Source organism: Pseudomonas fluorescens, from assembly GCF_900636825.1.
Classification (GTDB): domain Bacteria; phylum Pseudomonadota; class Gammaproteobacteria; order Pseudomonadales; family Pseudomonadaceae; genus Aquipseudomonas; species Aquipseudomonas fluorescens_BG.
In genome coordinates this window covers 238028-259029 of the sequence record NZ_LR134318.1, presented here as the reverse complement: position 1 = coordinate 259029, position 21002 = coordinate 238028, and the positions used below count along the sequence as shown (strand labels likewise).

The 21002-nt window shown below is 59.9% G+C and carries 19 protein-coding genes; 12 read left to right on the top strand and 7 right to left on the bottom strand.

The features are described 5' to 3' along the window. Positions 1 to 67 precede the first annotated feature (67 nt). The 11 genes from tcyJ to EL257_RS01100 all read left to right on the top strand — a co-directional run bounded on the left by tcyJ (position 68) and on the right by EL257_RS01100 (position 11162). Positions 68 to 868, top strand: coding sequence for a cystine ABC transporter substrate-binding protein (tcyJ, locus tag EL257_RS01150; RefSeq protein ID WP_126359074.1), 801 nt, complete (start codon positions 68 to 70; stop codon positions 866 to 868). Beyond that, positions 868 to 1533 (top strand): cystine ABC transporter permease, encoded by a 666-nt coding sequence (tcyL, locus tag EL257_RS01145; protein ID WP_016772200.1) that lies wholly within the window; start codon positions 868 to 870, stop codon positions 1531 to 1533. Before tcyJ ends, tcyL begins: the two co-directional genes overlap by 1 nt. A 4-nt stretch (positions 1534 to 1537) precedes the next feature. Next, positions 1538 to 2287: an L-cystine ABC transporter ATP-binding protein TcyN gene (tcyN, locus tag EL257_RS01140; protein WP_126359071.1), complete on the top strand. Its 750-nt coding sequence runs from the start codon at positions 1538 to 1540 to the stop codon at positions 2285 to 2287. Positions 2288 to 2760: 473 nt separating this feature from the next. Beyond that, entirely contained in the window at positions 2761 to 3525 is a 765-nt protein-coding gene (locus tag EL257_RS01135; RefSeq protein ID WP_126359069.1) for a hypothetical protein, read from the top strand. A gap of 358 nt (positions 3526 to 3883) precedes the next feature. Further along, on the top strand, positions 3884 to 5125 hold the full coding sequence (locus tag EL257_RS01130; RefSeq protein ID WP_126359067.1) for an SfnB family sulfur acquisition oxidoreductase: 1242 nt from the start codon (positions 3884 to 3886) through the stop codon (positions 5123 to 5125). A gap of 36 nt (positions 5126 to 5161) precedes the next feature. Next, entirely contained in the window at positions 5162 to 6355 is a 1194-nt protein-coding gene (locus EL257_RS01125; protein WP_126359065.1) for an SfnB family sulfur acquisition oxidoreductase, read from the top strand. Then, complete coding sequence (locus EL257_RS01120; protein ID WP_126359063.1) at positions 6355 to 7713, top strand: LLM class flavin-dependent oxidoreductase; 1359 nt, start codon at positions 6355 to 6357, stop codon at positions 7711 to 7713. Before EL257_RS01125 ends, EL257_RS01120 begins: the two co-directional genes overlap by 1 nt. A 125-nt stretch (positions 7714 to 7838) precedes the next feature. Then, a complete protein-coding gene (locus EL257_RS01115; RefSeq protein WP_126359061.1) occupies positions 7839 to 8648 on the top strand; it encodes a MetQ/NlpA family ABC transporter substrate-binding protein in 810 nt (269 codons plus the stop codon). Positions 8649 to 8650: 2 nt separating this feature from the next. Further along, the gene (locus EL257_RS01110; protein WP_126359058.1) at positions 8651 to 9772 is read left to right on the top strand and encodes a methionine ABC transporter ATP-binding protein; all 1122 of its coding nucleotides are present in this window, start codon (positions 8651 to 8653) and stop codon (positions 9770 to 9772) included. Further along, entirely contained in the window at positions 9762 to 10406 is a 645-nt protein-coding gene (locus EL257_RS01105; RefSeq protein WP_126359056.1) for a methionine ABC transporter permease, read from the top strand. The genes EL257_RS01110 and EL257_RS01105 overlap by 11 nt, the downstream gene beginning before the upstream one ends. A 126-nt stretch (positions 10407 to 10532) precedes the next feature. Further along, positions 10533 to 11162, top strand: coding sequence for a class I SAM-dependent methyltransferase (locus EL257_RS01100; protein WP_126359054.1), 630 nt, complete (start codon positions 10533 to 10535; stop codon positions 11160 to 11162). Between the two features lie 90 nt (positions 11163 to 11252). Here the strand turns inward: EL257_RS01100 and EL257_RS01095 are convergent, their stop codons facing one another. The 3 genes from EL257_RS01095 to EL257_RS01085 are packed head-to-tail and all read right to left on the bottom strand — an operon-like array spanning position 11253 to position 16467. Further along, positions 11253 to 14306 (bottom strand): efflux RND transporter permease subunit, encoded by a 3054-nt coding sequence (locus EL257_RS01095; RefSeq protein ID WP_126359052.1) that lies wholly within the window; start codon positions 14304 to 14306, stop codon positions 11253 to 11255. Continuing rightward, positions 14303 to 15367, bottom strand: coding sequence for an efflux RND transporter periplasmic adaptor subunit (locus tag EL257_RS01090; RefSeq protein ID WP_126359050.1), 1065 nt, complete (start codon positions 15365 to 15367; stop codon positions 14303 to 14305). The genes EL257_RS01095 and EL257_RS01090 overlap by 4 nt, the downstream gene beginning before the upstream one ends. Then, on the bottom strand, positions 15364 to 16467 hold the full coding sequence (locus tag EL257_RS01085) for an efflux RND transporter periplasmic adaptor subunit (RefSeq protein WP_126359048.1): 1104 nt from the start codon (positions 16465 to 16467) through the stop codon (positions 15364 to 15366). The genes EL257_RS01090 and EL257_RS01085 overlap by 4 nt, the downstream gene beginning before the upstream one ends. Before the next feature lie 199 nt (positions 16468 to 16666). Here EL257_RS01085 and EL257_RS01080 point away from each other — a divergent pair, with 199 nt between their 5' ends. After that, complete coding sequence (locus EL257_RS01080) at positions 16667 to 17827, top strand: AAA family ATPase (protein ID WP_126359046.1); 1161 nt, start codon at positions 16667 to 16669, stop codon at positions 17825 to 17827. A 221-nt stretch (positions 17828 to 18048) separates the two neighbouring features. On the opposite strand, the gene EL257_RS01075 is transcribed toward EL257_RS01080, so the two are convergent. Genes EL257_RS01075 through EL257_RS01060 form a run of 4 tightly spaced genes read right to left on the bottom strand, consistent with a single transcriptional unit; the run spans position 18049 to position 21002 of the window. Continuing rightward, a complete protein-coding gene (locus EL257_RS01075) occupies positions 18049 to 18921 on the bottom strand; it encodes a transporter substrate-binding domain-containing protein (RefSeq protein WP_126359044.1) in 873 nt (290 codons plus the stop codon). Further along, positions 18918 to 19700 carry an amino acid ABC transporter ATP-binding protein gene (locus tag EL257_RS01070; RefSeq protein ID WP_126359041.1) on the bottom strand — a complete coding sequence of 261 codons (783 nt, stop codon included), beginning with the start codon at positions 19698 to 19700 and terminating at the stop codon, positions 18918 to 18920. Before EL257_RS01070 ends, EL257_RS01075 begins: the two co-directional genes overlap by 4 nt. Next, complete coding sequence (locus EL257_RS01065; RefSeq protein ID WP_126359039.1) at positions 19697 to 20356, bottom strand: amino acid ABC transporter permease; 660 nt, start codon at positions 20354 to 20356, stop codon at positions 19697 to 19699. Before EL257_RS01065 ends, EL257_RS01070 begins: the two co-directional genes overlap by 4 nt. Next, complete coding sequence (locus tag EL257_RS01060; RefSeq protein ID WP_126359037.1) at positions 20337 to 21002, bottom strand: amino acid ABC transporter permease; 666 nt, start codon at positions 21000 to 21002, stop codon at positions 20337 to 20339. The genes EL257_RS01065 and EL257_RS01060 overlap by 20 nt, the downstream gene beginning before the upstream one ends.

Below are 21002 nucleotides of genomic sequence, written 5' to 3'. Positions count from 1 at the left end.
GTCGTCCAAATCACCCATTTGCCTACATTCCTTAAGCGTCTTCCATAAGAAAACACAGGGGCTTGTCATGAATTTTTCCGCACTACGTCGCACTCTGCTGGTCGGTTCGCTGGGTCTTGCACTGAGCGCCGGCTTGATCGGTCAGGCAGTGGCCGGTGAGCAGTTGCAACAGATCAAGGACAAGGGCGTTCTCAACGTCGGCCTGGAAGGCACTTATCCACCGTTCAGCTTCGTCGACGAGAACGGCAAGCTGTCCGGTTTCGAAGTCGAGCTGTCTGAAGCGCTGGCGCAGAAACTCGGCGTCAAAGCCAAGATTCAGCCAACCAAGTGGGACGGCATTCTCGCGGCACTGGAATCCAAGCGCCTGGATCTGGTGGTCAACCAAGTGACCATCTCCGACGAGCGCAAGAAAAAATATGACTTCTCCGAACCGTACACCGTCTCCGGCATTCAGGCCCTCGTGCTGAAAAGCAAAGAGTCGGCCCTGAACATCAAGACCGCCGCTGACCTGTCCGGCAAAAAAGTCGGTGTCGGCCTGGGCACCAACTATGAACAATGGGTTCGCGCCAACGTGCCGGGTGCTGACGTGCGCACTTACGACGATGATCCGACCAAGTTCGCCGATTTGAACAACGGTCGTACCGACGCGATCCTGATCGACCGTCTGGCTGCTCTGGAATACGCCAAGAAAGCGCCGAAAACCGTCGCTGCCGGTGAAGCCTTCTCCCGTCAGGAATCCGGTATCGCCCTGCGCAAAGGCGAGCCTGAACTGCTGGCTGCGGTGAACAAGGCGCTCGAAGAACTGCGTGCCGACGGCACTCTCGAGAAGCTGTCGAAGAAATACTTTAACGCTGACGTCACCAAATAATGGAAGAAGCTTTCCAACTCGCACTGGACTCCGCGCCCTTCCTGTTGAAGGGCGCGTACTACACGGTAGTCCTCAGCCTCGGCGGGATGTTTTTCGGCTTGCTGCTCGGCTTCGGCCTGGCGCTGATGCGCCTGTCGCGCTTCAAATCAGTGAGCTGGCTGGCGCGCATCTACGTATCGTTCTTTCGCGGCACGCCGTTGCTGGTGCAATTGTTCGTGATTTATTACGGCTTGCCACAACTGGGCATGGAACTGGATCCGCTGCCAGCGGCGCTGATCGGCTTCTCGCTGAACATGGCCGCCTACGCTTGTGAAATCCTTCGCGCCGCGATCGGTTCGATCGAGCGTGGCCAGTGGGAAGCAGCGGCGAGTATTGGCATGACCCGGGCGCAAACATTGCGTCGGGCCATCCTGCCGCAAGCCATGCGCACAGCGCTGCCGCCACTGGGCAACAGCTTCATTTCGCTGGTCAAGGACACCGCACTGGCTGCCACCATTCAGGTGCCCGAACTGTTCCGTCAGGCGCAGTTGATTACCGCGCGGACTTTCGAAGTCTTCACCATGTATCTCGCCGCCGCACTGATCTACTGGATTCTCGCCACGGTGCTTTCGCACTTGCAGAACAAGTTGGAAGAGCGGGTCAATCGACACGATCAGGAGTCCTGACACGATGATTGTCGTGGAAAAACTGACCAAGCAATTCAAGAATCAGGTCGTGCTCAACGGCATTGATCTGGAGGTGAAGGAAGGCGAAGTCGTCGCGATCATCGGCCCAAGTGGCTCGGGGAAAACGACGTTCCTGCGTTGCCTGAATTTCCTTGAACAACCCACCAGCGGCCGGATCAAGGTCGGCGATATCGAGATCGATACCAGCCGCCCGCTGAACCAGCAGCAAGCGTTGGTGCGCAACCTGCGCCAGCATGTTGGCTTCGTGTTCCAGAACTTCAACCTGTTCCCCCATCGCACTGCGCTGGAAAACGTCATCGAAGGCCCGATCGTGGTCAAGAAGATGCCGCGCGAGGCCGCCATTGCCCTGGGCAAGAAGCTCATGGCCAAAGTCGGCCTGGCGGGCAAGGAGGACGCTTATCCGCGTCGTCTGTCCGGTGGCCAGCAACAGCGCGTGGCGATTGCCCGTGCGCTGGCGATGGAGCCGGAAGTGATCCTGTTCGACGAGCCAACCTCGGCGCTCGACCCGGAACTGGTGGGTGAAGTGCTGGCCACCATTCGCGGTCTTGCCGAAGAGAAACGCACCATGGTGATCGTCACCCACGAGATGGGTTTTGCTCGCGACGTGGCCAACCGTGTGGTGTTTTTCGACAAGGGCGTGATCGTCGAACAAGGTGAAGCGAAGGCGTTGTTTGCCAATCCAAAAGAAGAACGCACCAAGCAGTTTCTCAGCAAGTTTCTGAATCACGCCTGAGAACTTTCAACGCACCATCGCCAACTTCCATGGATGGAAGTTGCGCTTCTCCAGGTTTAACACCTCCTCTGCAACAACCGCCCTGCAAAGATATAAAATTCGCCACGCATATATTTCCCGCAACAGTACAACCCGTTAGAAATCCGCCTGGAACTCTGGGGCAGAGTTGAAAATCAAGTGTCTTGCAGACGGCGAAAACACCCTCAAACCGTAGCCCTATTCCACTTCCAGCCTAGGCAGAAGCCCTGAGCAATGTAGGAAGCTTCTGATTAACCCGTAATTCATGGATTAACTAAATCCATCTATTGACTCCACTTCCCGCACGCTCTTATCTAGGCGCCAAGCGCTTCAAGTTAGTTCATTCATCCAGCATTTTGTCGCAACAAGATCAGCCAGTTGTATTGCCTGTTAATTCACGCCTTTTGGTTTATTCAGAAACGGACTTCGTTGCTACGCTTCAAGGAGAGAAATCGATGACCCGCACTTCGCATACCCTCGAACTGGCAGCGCCGACTCTGGCGCTCGCACAAAAAACCGGTATCAATCTGACAGCGGCCGCGCACCTTGTGGTCGATGTGCAGCCCTATCCCGGCATGGACGCCGGCGACCTGATCGAGTTGTTCTGGAACAACTGTTATGTCGCCTCTCGTCTACTGACCGTTGAAGATGTCGACGCGCCAGTCAGCCTGCGGGTTCCGGAGAGTTTCGTGGCCAGCGGTTCGGCGCGCATTCATTACCGGGTGATGCAGATCGGTCAGGATCCCGCGCTGTCGCCGGCGACACCGGTGCAGGTGAAGCTCGATTGCCCCGGCGGTCAGCCTGCAGCGCTATGCGCCGACGAAAACCAGCAACTGGCCCCGGTGACGCTGCCCGACACCATCCGCCGTCAGGGCGTGAATGCCAATCAGATCAAACGCGGCATACCGCTGACCATCGAGCCTTATCTGAACATGGCCGAAGGTGATGAAATCACGCTGCGCTGGGGTGATGTACGAATGGATCTGGCTACGATCACCGCAGCAGATGTCGGGTTGCCGATTCAGGTTTGGGTGCCGCCGGCGGTGATTGTCGAAGCCGGCGAGGATCTGCGCCTGGATGTGACTTACTGCGTCATCGACCGCGTCGGCAACAATTCGAGCTGGGCGCCACCACGCATATTGAAGATCGGCTGTGTAAATCCCTACCTGAAGCCACCGCTGAGGTCGGAACTGAAGGCTGCTGAGTCCCGCAAGCCTTGATCCAATTCGTTGTGGCGAGGGGATTTATCCCCGATGGACTGCGCAGCAGGCCCCTGCTTTCGATCCTGAAAGCGGGGCCGCTGCGCACCAATCGGGGATAAATCCCCTCGCCACAGATCTCATAACCCAGAAAAATCCGTTAACCAACCCGACCATCACCCCTTCTATGCATATTCCTATAAGTTAGTTTATTTAATATTTATACACGCTTAGGGTATATGCACCGGACCACCGGACATTCTTTCGTTCGCCGCACTCTTGCGGTGTTATTCATGAGATGTGAGGTAGGTATGGTCCGGAACACAATCACCCCAGTGCAGATCGCCAGGGCATTGCGTGCAGCCAGGGAGTGGCGCTGATGTCCAGTCTGGCCGATGCACACGTCCAGTCTGATCTGGACATCGCCCCGTTGTTACTGCCGGCGCAGGTTTTGCGCAACGACGCCCAAGCCATCAAGGCTGCCCATGAGCTGGCGCAAACCGCCCGTGTACAGGCGGCCAAACGCGACCGTCAGCGCAAGTTGCCATGGTCGGAAATCGAGCAGTTCACCCGCAGTGGTTTGGGTAGCATTGCCATCCCCCGCGAATACGGTGGCCCGCAGGTGTCGTTCGTGACGCTGGCCGAAGTCTTCTCCATTGTTTCCGCCGCCGACCCGGCGCTCGGGCAGATTCCGCAGAACCAGTTCGGCATCATCCATCTGGTGCTTGGCTGCGCCAACCAAGAGCAGAAAAAGCAGCTGTTCCAAAGTGTTCTTGAAGGCTGGCGCATCGGCAATGCCGGCCCGGAACGCGGCACCAATAACACTCTGGAACTGAAAGCGCGGATCACTGCCGACGGCGATGATTACGTGATCAACGGCCAGAAGTTCTACTCAACTGGCGCCTTGTTCGCACATTGGGTCGCGGTGAAAGCGCTTAACGATGACGGCAAGCAAGTGCTGGCCTTCGTCCGTCGCGGCACACCGGGTTTGCGCATCGTTGACGACTGGTCGGGCTTCGGTCAGCGCACCACGGCCAGCGGCACGATTCTGCTCAAGAACGTGCGCGTCGAAGCGGCGTTGGTGGTCGACAACTGGAAGATCAATGAAAGCCCGAACACCCAAGGCGCGGTGTCGCAGCTGATCCAAGCGGCGATCGACGCCGGGATCGCACGCGGCGCGATCGATGACGCCATCGAGTTCGTCAAAACCCGCGCGCGACCATGGATCGATGCCAAAGTCGAACGCGCCAGTGATGACCTCTATGTGATCGCCGACATCGGCAAACTGAAGATCGAGTTGCACGCCGCCGAAGCGCTGTTGCGCAAGGCCGGACAAGTGCTCGATCAGGTGCACGCCGCGCCGCTGACTGCCGAATCCGCCGCCCGCGCGTCGATTGCCGTGGCCGAGGCGAAAGTGCTGACCACCGAGATCTCGTTGCAGGCCAGCGAGAAGCTGTTCGAACTGGCCGGCAGTCGCGCCACCCTCGCCGAATTCAACCTCGACCGCCACTGGCGCAATGCCCGCGTGCACACCCTGCATGACCCGGTGCGCTGGAAGTATCACGCAGTCGGCGCCTATCGCCTCAACGGTACTTTACCGGCGCGCCATTCCTGGATCTGACGACCGCACACTTTCTCAAGAGCAGTGGAGAAAAACATGACGCTTTCCCATCACGTCGCGGTCATCACCAGCGATGAGCAAGCCCTGATCGTCGCCAGCGACCTGGCCGAAGATTTCAAACGCGACAGCGCGCTGCGCGACCGCGAGCGGCGTCTGCCGCTGCCGGAGCTGGAGGTATTTTCCCGCTCCGGCCTGTGGGGCATCACCGTGCCGAAGGCATTCGGCGGCGCCGGCGTTTCCAACGTGACCCTGGCGAAAGTCATCGCGCTGATCGCGCAGGCTGACGGTTCCCTCGGGCAGATTCCACAGAACCATTTCTACGCACTCGAAGTGCTGCGGGTGAACGGCAGCGATCAACAAAAACAACGACTGTATGCCGAAGTCCTTGCCGGCCAACGCTTCGGTAATGCCTTGGCGGAACTGGGCACCAAGACCGCACACGACCGGGTCACCCGCCTCACACGCGACGGCGATGGCTATCGCATCAACGGGCGCAAATTCTATGCGACCGGCGCGATTTACGCGCAGCGCATTCCGACGTCGGTGATCGATGAAAATGGTGTGCAGCAACTGGCCTTCGTCCCGCGCCAGAGCAAGGGCCTGACCGTAATCGACGACTGGAGCGGCTTTGGCCAGCGCACCACCGGCAGCGGCTCAGTGGTGTTCGAAGATGTCTATGTGGCGGCTGAAGATGTGCTGCCGTTTCAAAGCGCTTTCGAACGCCCGACCACCGTCGGTCCGCTGGCGCAGATTCTTCACGCGGCCATCGATACCGGCATTGCCCGCGCCGCTTATGAAGACGCCCTGCACTTTGTGCGCAGCAAAACCCGCCCGTGGATCGATTCGGGCAATGACAAAGCCACCGACGATCCACTGACGCTGAAAAGCTTCGGCCACTTGAGCATTCGCCTGCACGCCACCGAAGCTCTGCTGGAACGCGCCGGCGAATTTCTCGATGCGGCGCAAGCCGAGACCAACGCCGAAACCGTCGCCGCTGCGTCGATTGCAGTGGCCGAAGCGCGGGCGATCAGCACGGAAATTTCCCTCGCCGCCGGCAGCACATTATTCGAACTGGCCGGCAGCCAAGCCACCTTGATCGAACACGGTCTCGACCGCCACTGGCGCAACGCCCGCGTGCACACCCTGCACGACCCGGTGCGCTGGAAGTATCACGCGGTGGGCAATTACTACCTCAACGACGAAAACCCGCCGTTACGAGGGACGATCTGATGAGCGCTGCAAAAAAGAAGATCCTGCTCAACGCGTTCAACATGAACTGCATCGGCCACATCAATCACGGTTTGTGGACGCACCCGCGTGATACTTCCACGCGCTACAACACCATTGAATACTGGACTGAACTGGCGCAATTGCTTGAGCGCGGACTGTTCGACGGACTGTTCATCGCTGACATCGTCGGCGTCTACGACGTTTATCAGAACTCGGTCGATGTGCCGCTGAAGGAATCGATCCAGTTGCCAGTCAACGATCCGCTGTTGCTGGTGTCGGCGATGGCTGCGGTGACGAAAAATCTGGGTTTCGGCCTCACTGCCAATCTCACCTACGAGCCGCCGTATCTGTTCGCCCGGCGCATGTCGACGCTCGATCATTTGAGCCGTGGTCGCATCGGCTGGAACATCGTCACCGGCTACCTCGACAGCGCCGCAAAAGCCATGGGCCTCAGCGAACAGGTCGAACATGACCGGCGCTACGATCAGGCCGACGAGTACCTGCAGGTGCTGTACAAACTCTGGGAAGGCAGCTGGGAAAATGGCGCGGTGCTCAACGACCGCGCGCGGCGCATCTACGCCGACCCGGCAAAAGTGCACAAGGTCGAGCACAAGGGTGAGTTCTATCAGGTCGAGGGTTATCACCTCTGCGAACCGTCGCCGCAGCGCACGCCTGTGCTGTTCCAGGCCGGCAGTTCCGATCGAGGCTTGCTCTTCGCTGGCCGTCACGCTGAGTGCGTATTTATCAGCGGCCAGAACAGACCCTCGACCAAAGTACAGGTCGATAAGGTCCGCGCCAGCGCTGTTGCAGCCGGGCGTAATCCTCAAGACATCAAAGTGTTCATGGGCCTCAACGTCATCGTCGGCATCACTGAAGAAGCGGCGTGGGCCAAGCATGCCGAGTACCTCAGCTACGCCAGTGCCGAGGCCGGCGTGGCGCATTTTTCCGCGTCTACCGGCATCGACTTTTCCCGGTACGAAATCGACGAACCGATTCAGTACGTGAAGAGCAACGCCATCCAGTCGGCCACCAGAAATCTGCAGAACAACGACTGGACCCGGCGCAAATTGCTCGATCAGCACGCCCTCGGCGGTCGCTACATCACGGTGGTCGGTTCGCCCGAGCAGGTGGCCGATGAGCTGGAATCGTGGATTGCCGAAACCGGTCTGGACGGCTTCAACCTGACCCGGATTGTCACGCCGGAGAGCTACGTGGATTTCATCGAACTGGTGATTCCCGAATTGCAGCGGCGCGGCTCGTACAAGACCGCGTACGACGACGGCAGCTTGCGCGAGAAGCTGTTTCACGGTGAGGCGCAGTTGCCTGAACAACACACCGGATCTTCGTACCGACGCTAAAAGCATCGCTGGCAAGCCAGCTCCCACAAGGGTCTGTGGCGTTCACGAAACCTGTGGGAGCTGGCTTGCCAGCGATGTGGCCATTCAATACACCGCAACTTCATGCACTGACTGGAAAAACCACCATGACCAAAAAAATCCTGTCCCACCCAGTCAAAGCACTGGCCCTGGCCCTCGGCCTGTTCAGCGCAACGGTATTCGCCGCTGATGCGCCGCTGAAAATCGGCACCACCGCCGCCTTCGCCATCCCCTTGGAAGCAGCCGTTGAAGAGGCCTCCAAACAGGGACTCAAAGTCGAACTGGTGGAATTCACCGACTGGATCGCACCCAACGTCAGCCTCGCCGCCGGCGACATCGACGTGAACTATTTCCAGCACATCCCGTTCCTGGAAAACGCCAAAGCCGCGTCCGGTTTTGATCTGGTGCCTTTTGCCCCGGGCATCATCAACAACGTCGGTCTCTATTCGAAAAAATACAAAAGCTTCGATGACCTGCCTGAAGGCGCCAGCGTCGCGATCGCCAACGATCCGATCAACAGCGGACGCGGTCTGCAACTGCTCGCCAAAGCGGGGCTGATCACCCTTAAGCCGGGCGTCGGCTATAAGGCGACCGAAGACGACATTGTCACCAACCCGAAGAAGATCAAGATCCTGCAAGTCGAAGCCGTGCAACTGGTGCGCGCCTATGACGACGCCGATCTGGTCCAGGGTTACCCGGCGTACATTCGCCTGGCGAAGACCTTCGATGCCGGCTCGGCGCTGCTGTTCGACGGGCTCGATCACAAGGAATACGTAATCCAGTTCGTTATCCAGCCGAAGAGCAAGACTGACCCACGCCTGATCAAGTTCGTCGACATTTACCAGCATTCTCCCGCCGTTCGCGCGGCGTTGGACAAGTCTCACGGCAAGCTGTATCAGGCCGGTTGGGAAAGCTGAACATGACGGCCGCGATCCAACGGCGACTGGAGACTCCAGAGCCACACGCTGCTGAACAAACCGAACTGCATCCTGAGCTCAACCGCGCGCACATACGCTTCATCGGCCTGGGCAAAACCTACCAGGGCCGACAGGGCCCGGTCGCGGCGTTACAGGGCATCGATCTGGCGATTCAGCGTGGCGAGGTGTTCGGCATTATCGGCCGCAGCGGCGCCGGCAAATCGTCGCTGATCCGTACGATCAATCGTCTGGAGCAACCGACGACGGGCCGGGTGCTGATCGATCAAGTGTACATCGGCGGGTTCGATGAAGACCGCCTTGTCGCACTGCGGCGGCGCATCGGCATGATCTTTCAGCACTTCAATCTGATGTCGGCCAAGACCGTCTGGCAGAACGTTGAACTGCCGCTGAAAGTGGCTGGCGTGCCGAAAGAGCAGCGCGAGCAAAAAGTGCGCGAATTGCTGGAGCTGGTCGGCCTGCAAAGCAAGCACAATGCGTATCCGGCACAGCTTTCCGGTGGGCAGAAACAACGCGTCGGCATCGCTCGCGCGCTGGTGCACGACCCCGACATCTTGTTGTGCGACGAAGCCACTTCGGCGCTGGATCCGGAGACGACCCAATCGATCCTCGGCCTGTTGCGCGAGATCAACAAACGCCTGGGGCTGACCATCGTGCTGATCACCCACGAGATGGCGGTGATTCGCGAAATCTGCGACCGCGTCGTGGTGCTTGAACACGGGCGCATCGTTGAGCAAGGCCCGGTGTGGGAGGTGTTCGGCAATCCGCGCCATGAGGTCAGCCAAACCTTGCTCGCGCCGCTGCAACACGCGCTGCCGGACGAGTTGCAACGTCGTTTGCAGCCACAGGCGCCCTCCTCCGAGGCCGCGCTGGTGTTGCGTCTGCAGTTTACTGGCAGCGCCCGTGACGAGCCGGATCTGGCCGCACTCTTCGCCGGGCTCGGTGGCCGGGTGCAGTTGCTTCAGGGCGGCGTCGAACGGATTCAGGGGCATGCGCTGGGGCAATTGATATTGGCCGTGCGTGGCTCGGTGTTCGACGCCGACCAACTGCGCGAACGCGCCGCGCCATGGGCGCAACGAGTGGAGGTGTTGGGCTATGTGGCTTGATCGCTTGTGGCAGGGGTTTATCGACACGTTCCTGATGGTTGGTGTGTCATCGCTGATCGCGCTTTTGGTGGGCATTCCCATGGCGGTCATTCTGGTCACCAGCGACAAGGGCGGCATCTACGAAGCGCCAGTGTTGAATCGTGCCTTGGGCGCGTTCGTCAATCTGTTCCGTTCGATCCCGTTTCTGATCCTGATGGTCGCGCTGATCCCGTTCACCCGTTTGATTGTCGGCACCACGTATGGCGTCTGGGCAGCGGTTGTGCCGTTGACGATCGCTGCCACGCCGTTCTTCGCGCGGATCGCCGAGGTAAGTCTGCGCGAGGTCGATCATGGTTTGGTCGAAGCTGCACAAGCGATGGGCTGCCGGCGTTGGCACATCGTCTGGCACGTGCTGTTGCCGGAAGCCCTGCCGGGGATTGTCGGTGGTTTCACCATTACGCTGGTGACGATGATCAATTCATCGGCGATGGCCGGCGCGATTGGTGCTGGCGGTTTAGGGGATATCGCTTATCGCTACGGCTATCAACGCTTTGACAGCCAGATCATGTTGACCGTGATTGCGTTGCTGGTGGCGTTGGTGGCGGTGATTCAGTTGGGTGGGGACCGGTTGGCGCGGGGGTTGAACAAACGCTGAAGCAAGATCAAAAGATCGCAGCCTGCGGCAGCTCCTACATTGGAATGCGTTTCCCTGTAGGAGCTGCCGCAGGCTGCGATTTTTTCGCTTATAGTCGGAGAATCTCTCCCTGAACCGCAGTCGACCATGAAGCAGACTCCAAGCGATCTCGACCAGATCACCGCGACCACCCTCGGCCATTACAACTCGGTGGCCGAAGACTTTCGCGAAGGCACCCGCGATCACGATGTCAGCCAGAACATCGATGCGTTGTTGCGGCATATCCAGGGTTCAGCGCCCTTCACGATTCTGGATTTCGGCTGTGGGCCGGGGCGGGATTTGCAGACGTTTACCCGCATGGGGCATGTTGCCGTCGGCCTCGACGGTTCGCAGGAATTCGCGCGGATGGCCCGTGAGGACAGCGGGTGCGAAGTGTTGCAGCAGGACTTTCTGAAGCTCGATCTGCCGGCTGAACGCTTTGACGGGATCTTTGCCAATGCGGTGCTGTTTCACGTGCCGCTGCAGGAGTTGCCGCGCGTACTCAAGCAATTGCATGCGGCGTTGAAAACGGGAGGCGTGTTGTTCAGCTCCAACCCACGCGGAGATAACCGTGAAGGCTGGAACGGGCCGCGTTATGGCTCGTATCACGATCTTGAGGCGTGGCGCGGGTTGCTGACGGCAGCGGGGTTTGTCGAACTCGAGCATTACTTCCGGCCGGCAGGGCTACCGCGCGAGCAGCAGCCTTGGTTGGCCAGTGTCTGGCGGCGTGTGGGTTGAAGATCAAAAGATCGCAGCCTGCGGCAGCTCCTACATTGAAATGCGTTTCCCTGTAGGAGCTGCCGCAGGCTGCGATCTTTTGCTTTTGCCTTAGGCAGTGTCTTTTTTCGGTTCGCGAATCTTGTACCAGGCCACGTACAGCGCCGGCAGGAACAGCAGTGTCAGCAACGTCGCCACGACGATCCCGCCAATCATCGCGTAGGCCATCGGCCCCCAGAACACTTCGCGAGCGATCGGGATCATGCCCATGCTCGCCGCCGCAGCAGTCAGCAGGATTGGCCGGCGTCGATGCTCAGTCGCTTCGACCACCGCGTCCCACGGCGCGTAACCCTTCTTCTCGAATTCATCGATCTGCGTCACCAGAATCACCGAGTTGCGAATGATGATGCCAATCAGCGCAAGAATCCCGAGGATCGCCACGAAGCCCATTGGCGTGCCGGTCGGCACCAGCGCCAGCACCACGCCGATCAGTCCGAGGGGCGCGACACTCGCCACCAGGAACATCTTCTGCACGCTGTGCAACTGGATCATCAGGAACGTTGCCATCAGAAACAGCATCAATGGCAGAACCTTGGCAATCGGCCCCTGTGCCTTGCCGCTTTCTTCGACCGTACCGCCGGTGGCAACCTTGTAGCCGACCGGCAGTTTCGCAGCAAAGGCATCGATTGAGGGCTTGAGCAGTTTCACCAGGTCAGTCGGCTGGATCTCGTCGCGCACCGAAGCCTTGATGGTGATGGTCGGCAAACGGTCGCGGCGCCATACCAGCGGCTGCTCCAGTTCATAGCGCACGGTGGCGAATGCCAGCAGCGGAATCGACGTGCCGCTCGGCGTGACGATCTGCAGGTTCTGCAAGGTTTCCGGGGTGCCGCGTTCGGAATCCACGGCGCGCCCGACCACGTTGATCAGATAGATATCGTCATCGACCTGAGTCAACGGCGAGCCGCTGACGATGCTGTTCATCAGGTTCGCGACGTCTTCGGACGACAGCCCGAGTTGCCGCGCCTTGTCCTGAGCGATGTCGATACGCAGGACTTTGCCGGGCTCGTTCCAGTCGTAGATGATCTCGCCGATGTGCGAGTTCTTGTCGAGTTCAGTGGCCAGGTCGATGGCGTGTTTGCGCACTTGATCGACGTCTTTGCCGCTGACCCGGTACTGAATCGGACGCCCCACCGGCGGGCCCATTTCCAGCGCTTGCACGTAGCTGCCGATGCCGACGAAATCTTTGTGCAAACGCTCGCGCAGGCGTTGGCTCAAGGCCTCGCGGGCTTCGAAATCCTTGCTGACGATCACTAGCTGCGCGTAGTACGGGTTTTGCAATTGCTGGTCGAGCGGCAGGTAGAAACGGATCGCGCCCTGGCCGATGTAAGTGCTCCAACGCACGATGTCCGGATCGCCCTTGAGGGTGGCTTCGAGCTTGTCGACAGCCTTGCGGGTTTCGTCGATCGAAGCGTTTTGCGGCAGGTTCAGATCGACCAGAATTTCCGGACGGTCGGAGGCCGGGAAAAACTGGTTCTGCACAAAGCGCATGCAGAAAATCGACAGGACAAACAACAGCACGGTGATGCCGATCGCCCACCAGCGATTGCGCATGGCCCACAACAGGCCGCCGTTGAAGGCGCGACCGACGCGGCCCGGCTCGGCGTCATGCGCCTTCACCTTGTCACTGAGGATGTGCACGCCAATCACCGGCGCGAAGAACACCGCCACCACCCACGAGACGATCATCGCCACGGCAATCACCGCGAACAGCGTGAACGTATACTCACCGGCAGAGCTGGCGTTGAGGCCGATCGGCACGAAACCGGCGACGGTCACCAGCGTACCGGTGAGCATCGGGAACGCCGTCGAGGTGTAGGCAAACGTCGCCGCCTGCTCCTTGGTCTCGCCCATTTCCAGGCGCGTGACCATCATCTCTACGGTGATCATCGCATCATCCACCAACAGGCCGAGGGCGATGATCAGCGCGCCGAGGGAAATCCGCTGCATGGTGATGCCGCTGTATTCCATGAATACAAATACCATCGCCAACACCAGCGGAATCGAGCAGGCCACCACCAGACCGGCGCGCACACCGAGGCTGATGAAGCTGACCACCAGCACGATGATCACCGCCTCGAACAGGGCGCTGGTGAAGCCGCCGACGGCCTCTTCCACCACCACCGCCTGATCGGAGACCGTGTGCACGCCTACGCCCACCGGCAAATCTGCCGTGAGTTGGTCGATGCGCTCGTGCAAGGCCTTGCCGAATTCCTGAACGTTGCCGCCCTTCTGCATGGCAATCGCCAGGCCGATGGCCGGTTTGCCGTCGAAGCGAAATTGCGGCGTAGCCGGGTCGACGTAGCCGCGCTTGATGTCGGCGATGTCAGCCAGGCGATAGAAGCGGTCGTTGAGCTTGAGATTGACCTCGGCCAGATCCTTCTCCGAGGCGAACTGACCCGAGGTGCGCACCGAGATCCGCTCGGGCCCGGCTTCGATCACACCGGCCGGGGTCACTGCGTTCTGCGATTGCAGACTCTGCACAACCTGGCGTTGGTCGATGCCCAGCGCGGCAAGTTTGCGCGTGGAAAAATTCAGATAAATCGTTTCGTCCTGCTGGCCGACCATTTCGATCTTGCCGAGCCCCGGCACGTTGCGGATTTCCGCCCGCGCCTGTTCCACGTAATCGCGCAGCTGGCGCATGGTCAGGCCGTCGGCGGTGAAGGCGTAGACCGAGCCGTAGACGTCGCCGAACTCGTCGTTGAATCCCGGCCCCTGGATTCCTTGGGGAAACTGGCCGCGAATGTCGTCGATTTTCTTGCGCACCTGATACCAGATTTGCGGAATGTCGTCGGCGCTGGTGGTGTCGCGCAAGTACACGTACACCGTCGATTCGCCGGGGCGCGTGTAGCTTTTCACGTAGTCGAGGGAGTCGAGTTCTTCGAGTTTTTTCTCGATGCGGTCAGTGACTTGCTGGAGCGTTTCCTCTTGGGTCGCGCCCGGCCATTTGGTCTGGATCACCATGGTCTTGATGGTGAACGACGGATCTTCCTCGCGCCCCAGATTGAAATAGGAGAACACGCCCATGAGCAGCCCGACGAACATCAGATACCAGACGAAAGACTGATGCTTGAGGGCCCATTCGGAGAGATTGAAAGAGCCTTTCATTGACTGTCCTCGTCAAGTTTTACCGATTGTCCGGGTTTGAGGCTGTTGACGCCGGCGCTGACCACACGCTCGCCGTTCTGCACCCCGCCAGCCAGCACCACACTGCTGTCGGTGCGGCTGATCACGCTGACATCGCGCGGGCTGACGGTTTTGCTTTGAGTGTCGATCACCCAGACACGCGCCTTGCCATCGACTTCCTGCAACGCGGTCAGCGGCAGTTCGATACGCGGCTTGATTGCCGAGCTGAGGGTTACGCTGATTGCGGTGCCGAGGCGGAAGCCGTCCGGCGTGTCAGTCAGGGTAAGCCGCGCGCGACGGGTGCGCGTGGCGCTTTGTGCCTGGGGTTCGATCTCGCGAATGATTGCCGTGGTGTTGATGCTCGGATCAAGTTGCGCGGCCACCGAAAACACCACGTCACTGGGGATCTGGTCGACCAGGCTGTCTGGCAGATCGATCACCGCTTCCTTGATGTCCGGTTGGGCCAGGGTCACGACTTGTTGGCCCGCCGTAACGACCTGCCCGGCTTCAGCATTCCACGCGGTGACCACGGCTTTGTGATCGGATCGCAGCTCGGTGTAAGCGAGTTGATCCTTGCTTTGATTGACCGCGGCGCGCGCTTGATCGAGCGAGGCCTGAGTGGTTTTCAGGTCAGTGTTGGCGACGTCCAGTTGTGCCTGCGCACCGACGCCGCGATCGAACAGCGCTTGCTGTCGACGCGCGTTGGCCTGGGCGTTGATCAGTTGCGCCTGGACCCTGGCCAGATCACCTTGGGCCGAGCGCAGCTGATTCTGCTGGTCGGACGGGTCGAGGGTGGCGAGCAACGTGCCCTTCTGCACTTCAGCGCCGACGTCGACATTTCGGCTGGCGATGCGCCCACCCACGCGAAAACCGGTGTTGCTCTCGTAGCGCGCCTGAATGCTGCCGGCAAAACGACCGAGGCTTTCTTCGTTCAATGCTTTGACCGTAACCGACAGCACCGGGCGCACCGGTTCCGGCGGCTTTTCCTTCTCCGAGCAAGCACTCAGCAGCAGCGTCATGCACAGCAGTCCGAGACGCTTCATGGCTGCGCTCCCGGTTGCAGATCCTTGTAGGTGTTTTCGGCGATCTCGACTTTCATGCCGGGGTGCAGCAACTGGCCGCCCGCGACGATGACTTTTTCGCCGCCCTTGAGGCCTGCGCTGATGATCACCTTGCCAGTGAGGTAACGGCCGACGGTGACCGTGTGCAGTTGCGCCTCGCCCTTGTCATCGACCAGCCACACTGCCGGGTCGCTGATGTTTTTCGTCAGCGCCGACCATGGCAGTTCAACGGCCGAGGCGCCGCTGCCCTTGGCGGTGGCGCTGACCACCGAACCGAGTTGCATGCCCGGCGGCAGTTTGTCGAGGCTGACTTTGACTTGCACGGTACCGGACTGCGCCGACACCGCCGGGGTAACTTCGCGCACGGTGCCGGTGGTTTTGATCTCGGGATTGTCGAGCAGGCTCACAGTGATGCGGTTGTCCGAAGGACGCTCGGCCAGCAATGATTCATAAACGTTGAACACCGCATCGCGATCGCCATCCCGGGCCAGACCGAAAATCGGCGCCGTGGCTTGCACGACCTGGCCGACTTCGGCCTGGCGCTCGGTGATGATGCCCGGCGCATCGGCGATCAACGCGGTGTAGCTGAGTTGATCCTTCGCGTTGGCCAGTTGCGCCTGCGCCGCGCTCAATGCGCTTTGACTGCTGCGCAACGCCGCTTGCGCGGAGTCAAATTCACTCTGGCTGGTGTAGCCCTTGGGCAAGAGTTTTTGCTGACGCACGAAAGCCGCCGCCGCTTGCTTCACGCGGGCCTGTTCGGCGACAACCTGGGCCTGGGCGGAGTCGACGTTGGTCTGCAGATCCTTGGGATCGAGCCTGGCCAGCACCTGTTTGGCCGTGACCCGGTCGCCGACGTCGACCATGCGCTGGATGATCTTGCCGCCAACGCGGAATGACAACTGCGTCTGCACGCGCGCCTGTACGTCGCCGGTGAGGGTCACCGCGGCGGCGTAGTTCTCGGGTTTGACGTCCTGTACAAAAACGCGGGGCAAGTATTCCTGCGCGGGTTGCTTGTCGTCGCAAGCGCTGAGCAAAGTGCACAAACTCAGCATGACCGCTGTTTTCATTCCGGGACTCGCCATGCAGACTCCTTCCTGTGTACGAACGTGCAAGTGACGATACGACTGTGAGCTTAGAACAGGGTTCAACGTTCGCTCGCACGATCCTGACATTTCCTTGTAGGAGCTGCCGAAGGCTGCGATCTTTTGATCTTGACCATTAAAAGCAAAGATCGCAGCCTGCAGCAGCGCCTGCAATGGGCGCCTGAAGAGAAGGAATTCCATGCTCAATACCTTGGCGGTGGCAAATTATCGTTCGATCAACAAACTGGTGATTCCGCTCGGGCGTCTTAATCTGATCACCGGGCCCAATGGCAGCGGCAAATCCAATCTTTATCGCGCGTTGCGCCTGCTGGCAGAAACCGCACAGGGCGGCGTGGTTAACGCGTTGGCCCGTGAGGGCGGGCTGGATTCGACGTTCTGGGCCGGACCGGAAACCATCAGCCGACGCATGCGCAACGGTGAAGTGGCGATCGAGCCGACCGTGCGTCACGGCGTGAAACGCTTGCGCCTGGGATTCGCCAGCGAGGATTTCAGCTATGCCATTGGCCTTGGCCTGCCGGAGCCGAGCCGTTCGTGTTTTTCCCTCGATCCGGAAATCAAGCGTGAATGTATCTGGGCCGGCCCGGTGTTTCGCCCCGCGAGCCTGCTGGTGGACCGCAATGGCCCGATGATCCGCGCCCGCGAAGGTCGCGCCTGGGATGTACTGGCGCAACACACGCCGAATTTTGACAGTCTGTTCGATCAGGTCGGCAATCTGCGCAGCTCGCCGGAAGTGTTCCAGATGCGCGAGTTCATCCGTCGCTGGCGCTTTTATGACCACTTTCGCAGCGACGCCGACGCGCCGGTGCGCCAGCCGCAACTGGGCACGCGTACGCCAGTGCTGCACCACGACGGCCGCGATCTCGCGGCAGCCTTGCAGACGATTCTCGAAATCGGCGATCACGACGCGTTGCGTGCAGCGATCAGCGATGCGTTCCCCGGTGCGCAACTGAACATCGCGCCATTGGCCGGCGGACGCTTCGCCATCGAGTTTTTCCAGGAAGGCTTGCTGCGGCCGCTGTCAGCGGCTGAGCTGTCGGACGGCACCTTGCGTTATCTGCTGCTGGTCGCGGCACTGCTGACACCGCGACCGCCGACGCTGATGGTGTTGAACGAACCGGAGACCAGCCTGCACCCGGATCTGTTGCCGGCATTGGCGCGATTGATCATCCGCGCCTCGGAGCAATGTCAGGTGTGGGTGGTGTCCCATGCGCGGCGGTTGATTTCGGCGCTGCAGGAAGATCCGCAGTGCAATTGCATCGTGCTGGAGAAGACGCTGGGGCAAACCGGGATTGTCGGGCAGCGGCTGCTGGATGAACCGGCGTGGCATTGGCCGGATTGAGTAGTTCGGTCAAAAGCCCCTCACCCTAGCCCTCTCCCGGGGGAGAGGGGACCGACCGAGTTGATTATTCGAGGTGCGCCGACCTGATCTTGCTGTGTTGAATCCATAATCGACTCGGTTTTTCAGGTCGATGTGTGACGCAGGACACCTCGGTCGGCCCCCTCTCCCTCCGGGAGAGGGCTGGGGTGAGGGCCAAGCCTCACCACCGCCCCCATAGACAATCACCCCTGCCACTTGCCCCCTTCAACAATCACGCTCTCAGGCTTGGTGTCATCGCTCAGCTCTTTGCGCACATATTGGTCATACAGCTTGAGCAGATATTTCTCCTCGCCCAGTTCGGCCAGCTCGCTGTTCACCCAGTCTCGCAATTCGAGATTGCCCTTTTTCACTGCGGGCGCAATCGGCGCCTCGGCTCCGAGCTTTTCTTCGAGCACGCGATACCCCGGGTTCTGCTTGGCCCAGCTGAACAGCACCAGGTTGTCCTGCGCATAGGCATCGCCACGGCCGTTGGCCAAGGCTTGCAGCGACTCAGAGTTCTTTTCGAACTTGAGCAATTTCCAGTCTGGGTGGTTCTTGGTCAGCCAGATATCCGCGGTGGTGCCGGTGGTGACAATCGTGGTGCGCGTCGCCAGATCATCGAGTTTTTTCACCGAGCTACCCTGTGGTACAAGCGCCTGCACGGCGACCTTGAGGTTCGGGTTGGTGAATTCCACCGCTTCCTTGCGCTCCGGGGTGACGGTCATGTTGGCGAGAATCAGGTCGACCTTGTCACTTTGCAGGAATGGAATACGACTCGCGGGCTCGACAGCGACGAACTCGACCTTGTTTTCATCGCCGAGCAGATCCTTGGCGAAACGCCGGCCGATATCCGTATCGAAACCCACGTAGCGCCCGCTCTCATCGACAAAACCAAAGGGTGGTTTGTCGGTGAAGACGCCAACAATCAATTTGTCGCGAGCCTTGATCTTTTCGAGATAACCGGCCGGCGCTGCGCTTTCGCTGGCGACTTTCGGCTTCGGCGGCTCCTCGGTTTCGCCGCAACCGGCGAGTAAGGCGAGGCTGAGCAGGGGCAGTAACAACGCGGCAGTTTTCATAGCGGTTCCAGTTCCTTTGACGGGTTCGTTTTTGGCAGTGTTGCCACGAAGGAGAACTTCTCCAGAAACTGCTGCGCGCGTGCGGTTTGCGGGTTCGAAAAGAAAATCTCGGGCGGGGTTTGTTCAAGGATGCGCCCGGCATCCATGAACACAATGCGGTCGGCCACCGCGCGAGCGAAGGCCATTTCATGCGTGACGATCAACAGGGTCATGCCCTCGCGGGCCAAACCCTGAATGACTTGCAGCACTTCCTTGACCATTTCCGGGTCGAGGGCGGCGGTGACTTCGTCGAAGAGCATGACCCGTGGGTTCATGCACAGCGAACGGACGATAGCGATGCGTTGCTGCTGACCGCCGGAGAGCTGACGAGGAAAAGCATCGCGCTTGTCCAGCAGGCCGATACGCTCGAGCAAAGCTTCGGCCTGCTGTTGTGCTTCGCGACGCTGACGCTTCTGCACCTTGAGCGGGCCGAGCAGCAGATTGTCGAGCACACTCATGTGCGGGAACAGGTGATAGCTCTGGAAGACCATGCCGATCTGCTGACGGATTTCGCGCCAGTCAGTGGCTTTGTCCAACAGCTCGCGTCCGTTGAACTTCAAGCTGCCGTTGTGGGCGTCTTCCAGGCCATTGAGGCAACGCAGCAAGGTACTTTTGCCGCAGCCGCTGGGGCCGAGAATGACGATCACTTCGCCACTCTGCACCTGCAGATCGATGCCGTTGAGCACCTGCTGCGCACCATAGAACTTGTTGAAGCCACGAAACTCGATCAGTGCGCTCATGCTTGCGTCCAGCGCCGCTCCAGCACGCGCGAGGCGGCCGAGAGCGGGTAGCAGATGAAAAAGAAGAACAGGAACAGCGCGCCGTAAATCAGCACCGATTCGTAGGTGCGCTCGATGATCTGCTGACCGACCTTGATCACGTCGACCACGCCGATCAACACCGCCAGCGAGCTGGTCTTGATGATTCGCGTGTAGACGTTGATGGTCGGCGGCGTCATGCGCTTGAGCGCTTGCGGCAACAGCACGTAGCCATACAACTGCGCCGCGTTCAGGCCAATCGACAACCCCGCTTCGCGCTGCCCGCGCGGCAACGAATGCAGGGCACCGCGCGCCACTTCGCCAACCTCGCTGGCGCCCCACAGCGACAGCACCAGCACCGCGCACCAGAAACTCGGCAGGCTGAGGCCGAAGAAAATCGGCAGACCGAAAAACAGCAGGTACAACCAGACCAGCACCGGTATCGCCCGGAACAGCTCCAGATAGATGCGCAAGATCGCGTTGAGCCACGTTACGTTCAACGTGCGCATCACACCGTAAAGCACCCCGCCGACGGTGCTGATGGCGATGCTGAGGAACGAGATCGACAAGGTCTGTCCGGCGCCTTTGGCCAACTGCGGCAACGACACCCAAAGCAACTCAAGACCCGAACTGGCCATGCTGGAGCCTCCTTTCCAGACGGCTGAGCAACAGCGACAACGGCAAGAACAGCAGCACGCAGATCAGCGTCAGCACGGCGAGCATTTCGTAGGTTTTGTAATAGAGCGCGATATAGCTCTTGGTGGTGTAGAGAATTTCCGGCACCGCCACCGCCGAGACCACGGTGGTTTCCTTGAGCAGGAAGATGAAATTGGCGAACAGCGACGGCAGGCTGAGGATCCCCGCCTGCGGCAGGATTACGTAGCGCAACAACTGGCCGTGGGACAGGCCGATCGAACGCCCGGACTCCAGTTGCGCGTGCGGTACCGCATCGACGCCGGCGCGCAGCACCTCGGTGAGGTAGGCACCGCCCAGAAACGTCATGGTGATGATCGCCGCAGCGAAACCGGAGACTTTGAGCCCCAGTGCCGGCAAGGCGAAGTAGACGAAGAACAGCTGGATGAGCAGCGGCGTATTACGCGCCAGCTCCACATACAGGCCGACCAGTTTGCGCAGGTACGGTGTGCGAAACACCAGGATCGTCGCGTTGAGCAGCGCGACCAGCAACGAGGTGCCAATGGCGATGAAACCGACCTGCAGCGTCACCCCGACGGCTTTGAGGAATGCCGGCAGGGTGCTGAGGATAAAGGTGTAATCGAAAGTCAT

Bases quoted from the DNA above. Each gene is read 5' to 3' on its own strand.
- tcyN (WP_126359071.1), top strand. From the start codon at position 1,538: ATGATTGTCGTGGAAAAACTGACCAAGCAATTCAAGAATCAGGTCGTG.
- EL257_RS01100 (WP_126359054.1), top strand. From the start codon at position 10,533: ATGAAGCAGACTCCAAGCGATCTCGACCAGATCACCGCGACCACCCTC.
- EL257_RS01130 (WP_126359067.1), top strand. From the start codon at position 3,884: ATGTCCAGTCTGGCCGATGCACACGTCCAGTCTGATCTGGACATCGCC.
- tcyJ (WP_126359074.1), top strand. From the start codon at position 68: ATGAATTTTTCCGCACTACGTCGCACTCTGCTGGTCGGTTCGCTGGGT.
- EL257_RS01105 (WP_126359056.1), top strand. From the start codon at position 9,762: ATGTGGCTTGATCGCTTGTGGCAGGGGTTTATCGACACGTTCCTGATG.
- EL257_RS01085 (WP_126359048.1), bottom strand. From the start codon at position 16,467: ATGGCGAGTCCCGGAATGAAAACAGCGGTCATGCTGAGTTTGTGCACT.
- EL257_RS01135 (WP_126359069.1), top strand. From the start codon at position 2,761: ATGACCCGCACTTCGCATACCCTCGAACTGGCAGCGCCGACTCTGGCG.
- EL257_RS01115 (WP_126359061.1), top strand. From the start codon at position 7,839: ATGACCAAAAAAATCCTGTCCCACCCAGTCAAAGCACTGGCCCTGGCC.
- tcyL (WP_016772200.1), top strand. From the start codon at position 868: ATGGAAGAAGCTTTCCAACTCGCACTGGACTCCGCGCCCTTCCTGTTG.
- EL257_RS01065 (WP_126359039.1), bottom strand. From the start codon at position 20,356: ATGGCCAGTTCGGGTCTTGAGTTGCTTTGGGTGTCGTTGCCGCAGTTG.
- EL257_RS01095 (WP_126359052.1), bottom strand. From the start codon at position 14,306: ATGAAAGGCTCTTTCAATCTCTCCGAATGGGCCCTCAAGCATCAGTCT.
- EL257_RS01080 (WP_126359046.1), top strand. From the start codon at position 16,667: ATGCTCAATACCTTGGCGGTGGCAAATTATCGTTCGATCAACAAACTG.
- EL257_RS01075 (WP_126359044.1), bottom strand. From the start codon at position 18,921: ATGAAAACTGCCGCGTTGTTACTGCCCCTGCTCAGCCTCGCCTTACTC.
- EL257_RS01070 (WP_126359041.1), bottom strand. From the start codon at position 19,700: ATGAGCGCACTGATCGAGTTTCGTGGCTTCAACAAGTTCTATGGTGCG.
- EL257_RS01120 (WP_126359063.1), top strand. From the start codon at position 6,355: ATGAGCGCTGCAAAAAAGAAGATCCTGCTCAACGCGTTCAACATGAAC.
- EL257_RS01090 (WP_126359050.1), bottom strand. From the start codon at position 15,367: ATGAAGCGTCTCGGACTGCTGTGCATGACGCTGCTGCTGAGTGCTTGC.
- EL257_RS01125 (WP_126359065.1), top strand. From the start codon at position 5,162: ATGACGCTTTCCCATCACGTCGCGGTCATCACCAGCGATGAGCAAGCC.
- EL257_RS01110 (WP_126359058.1), top strand. From the start codon at position 8,651: ATGACGGCCGCGATCCAACGGCGACTGGAGACTCCAGAGCCACACGCT.
- EL257_RS01060 (WP_126359037.1), bottom strand. From the start codon at position 21,002: ATGACTTTCGATTACACCTTTATCCTCAGCACCCTGCCGGCATTCCTC.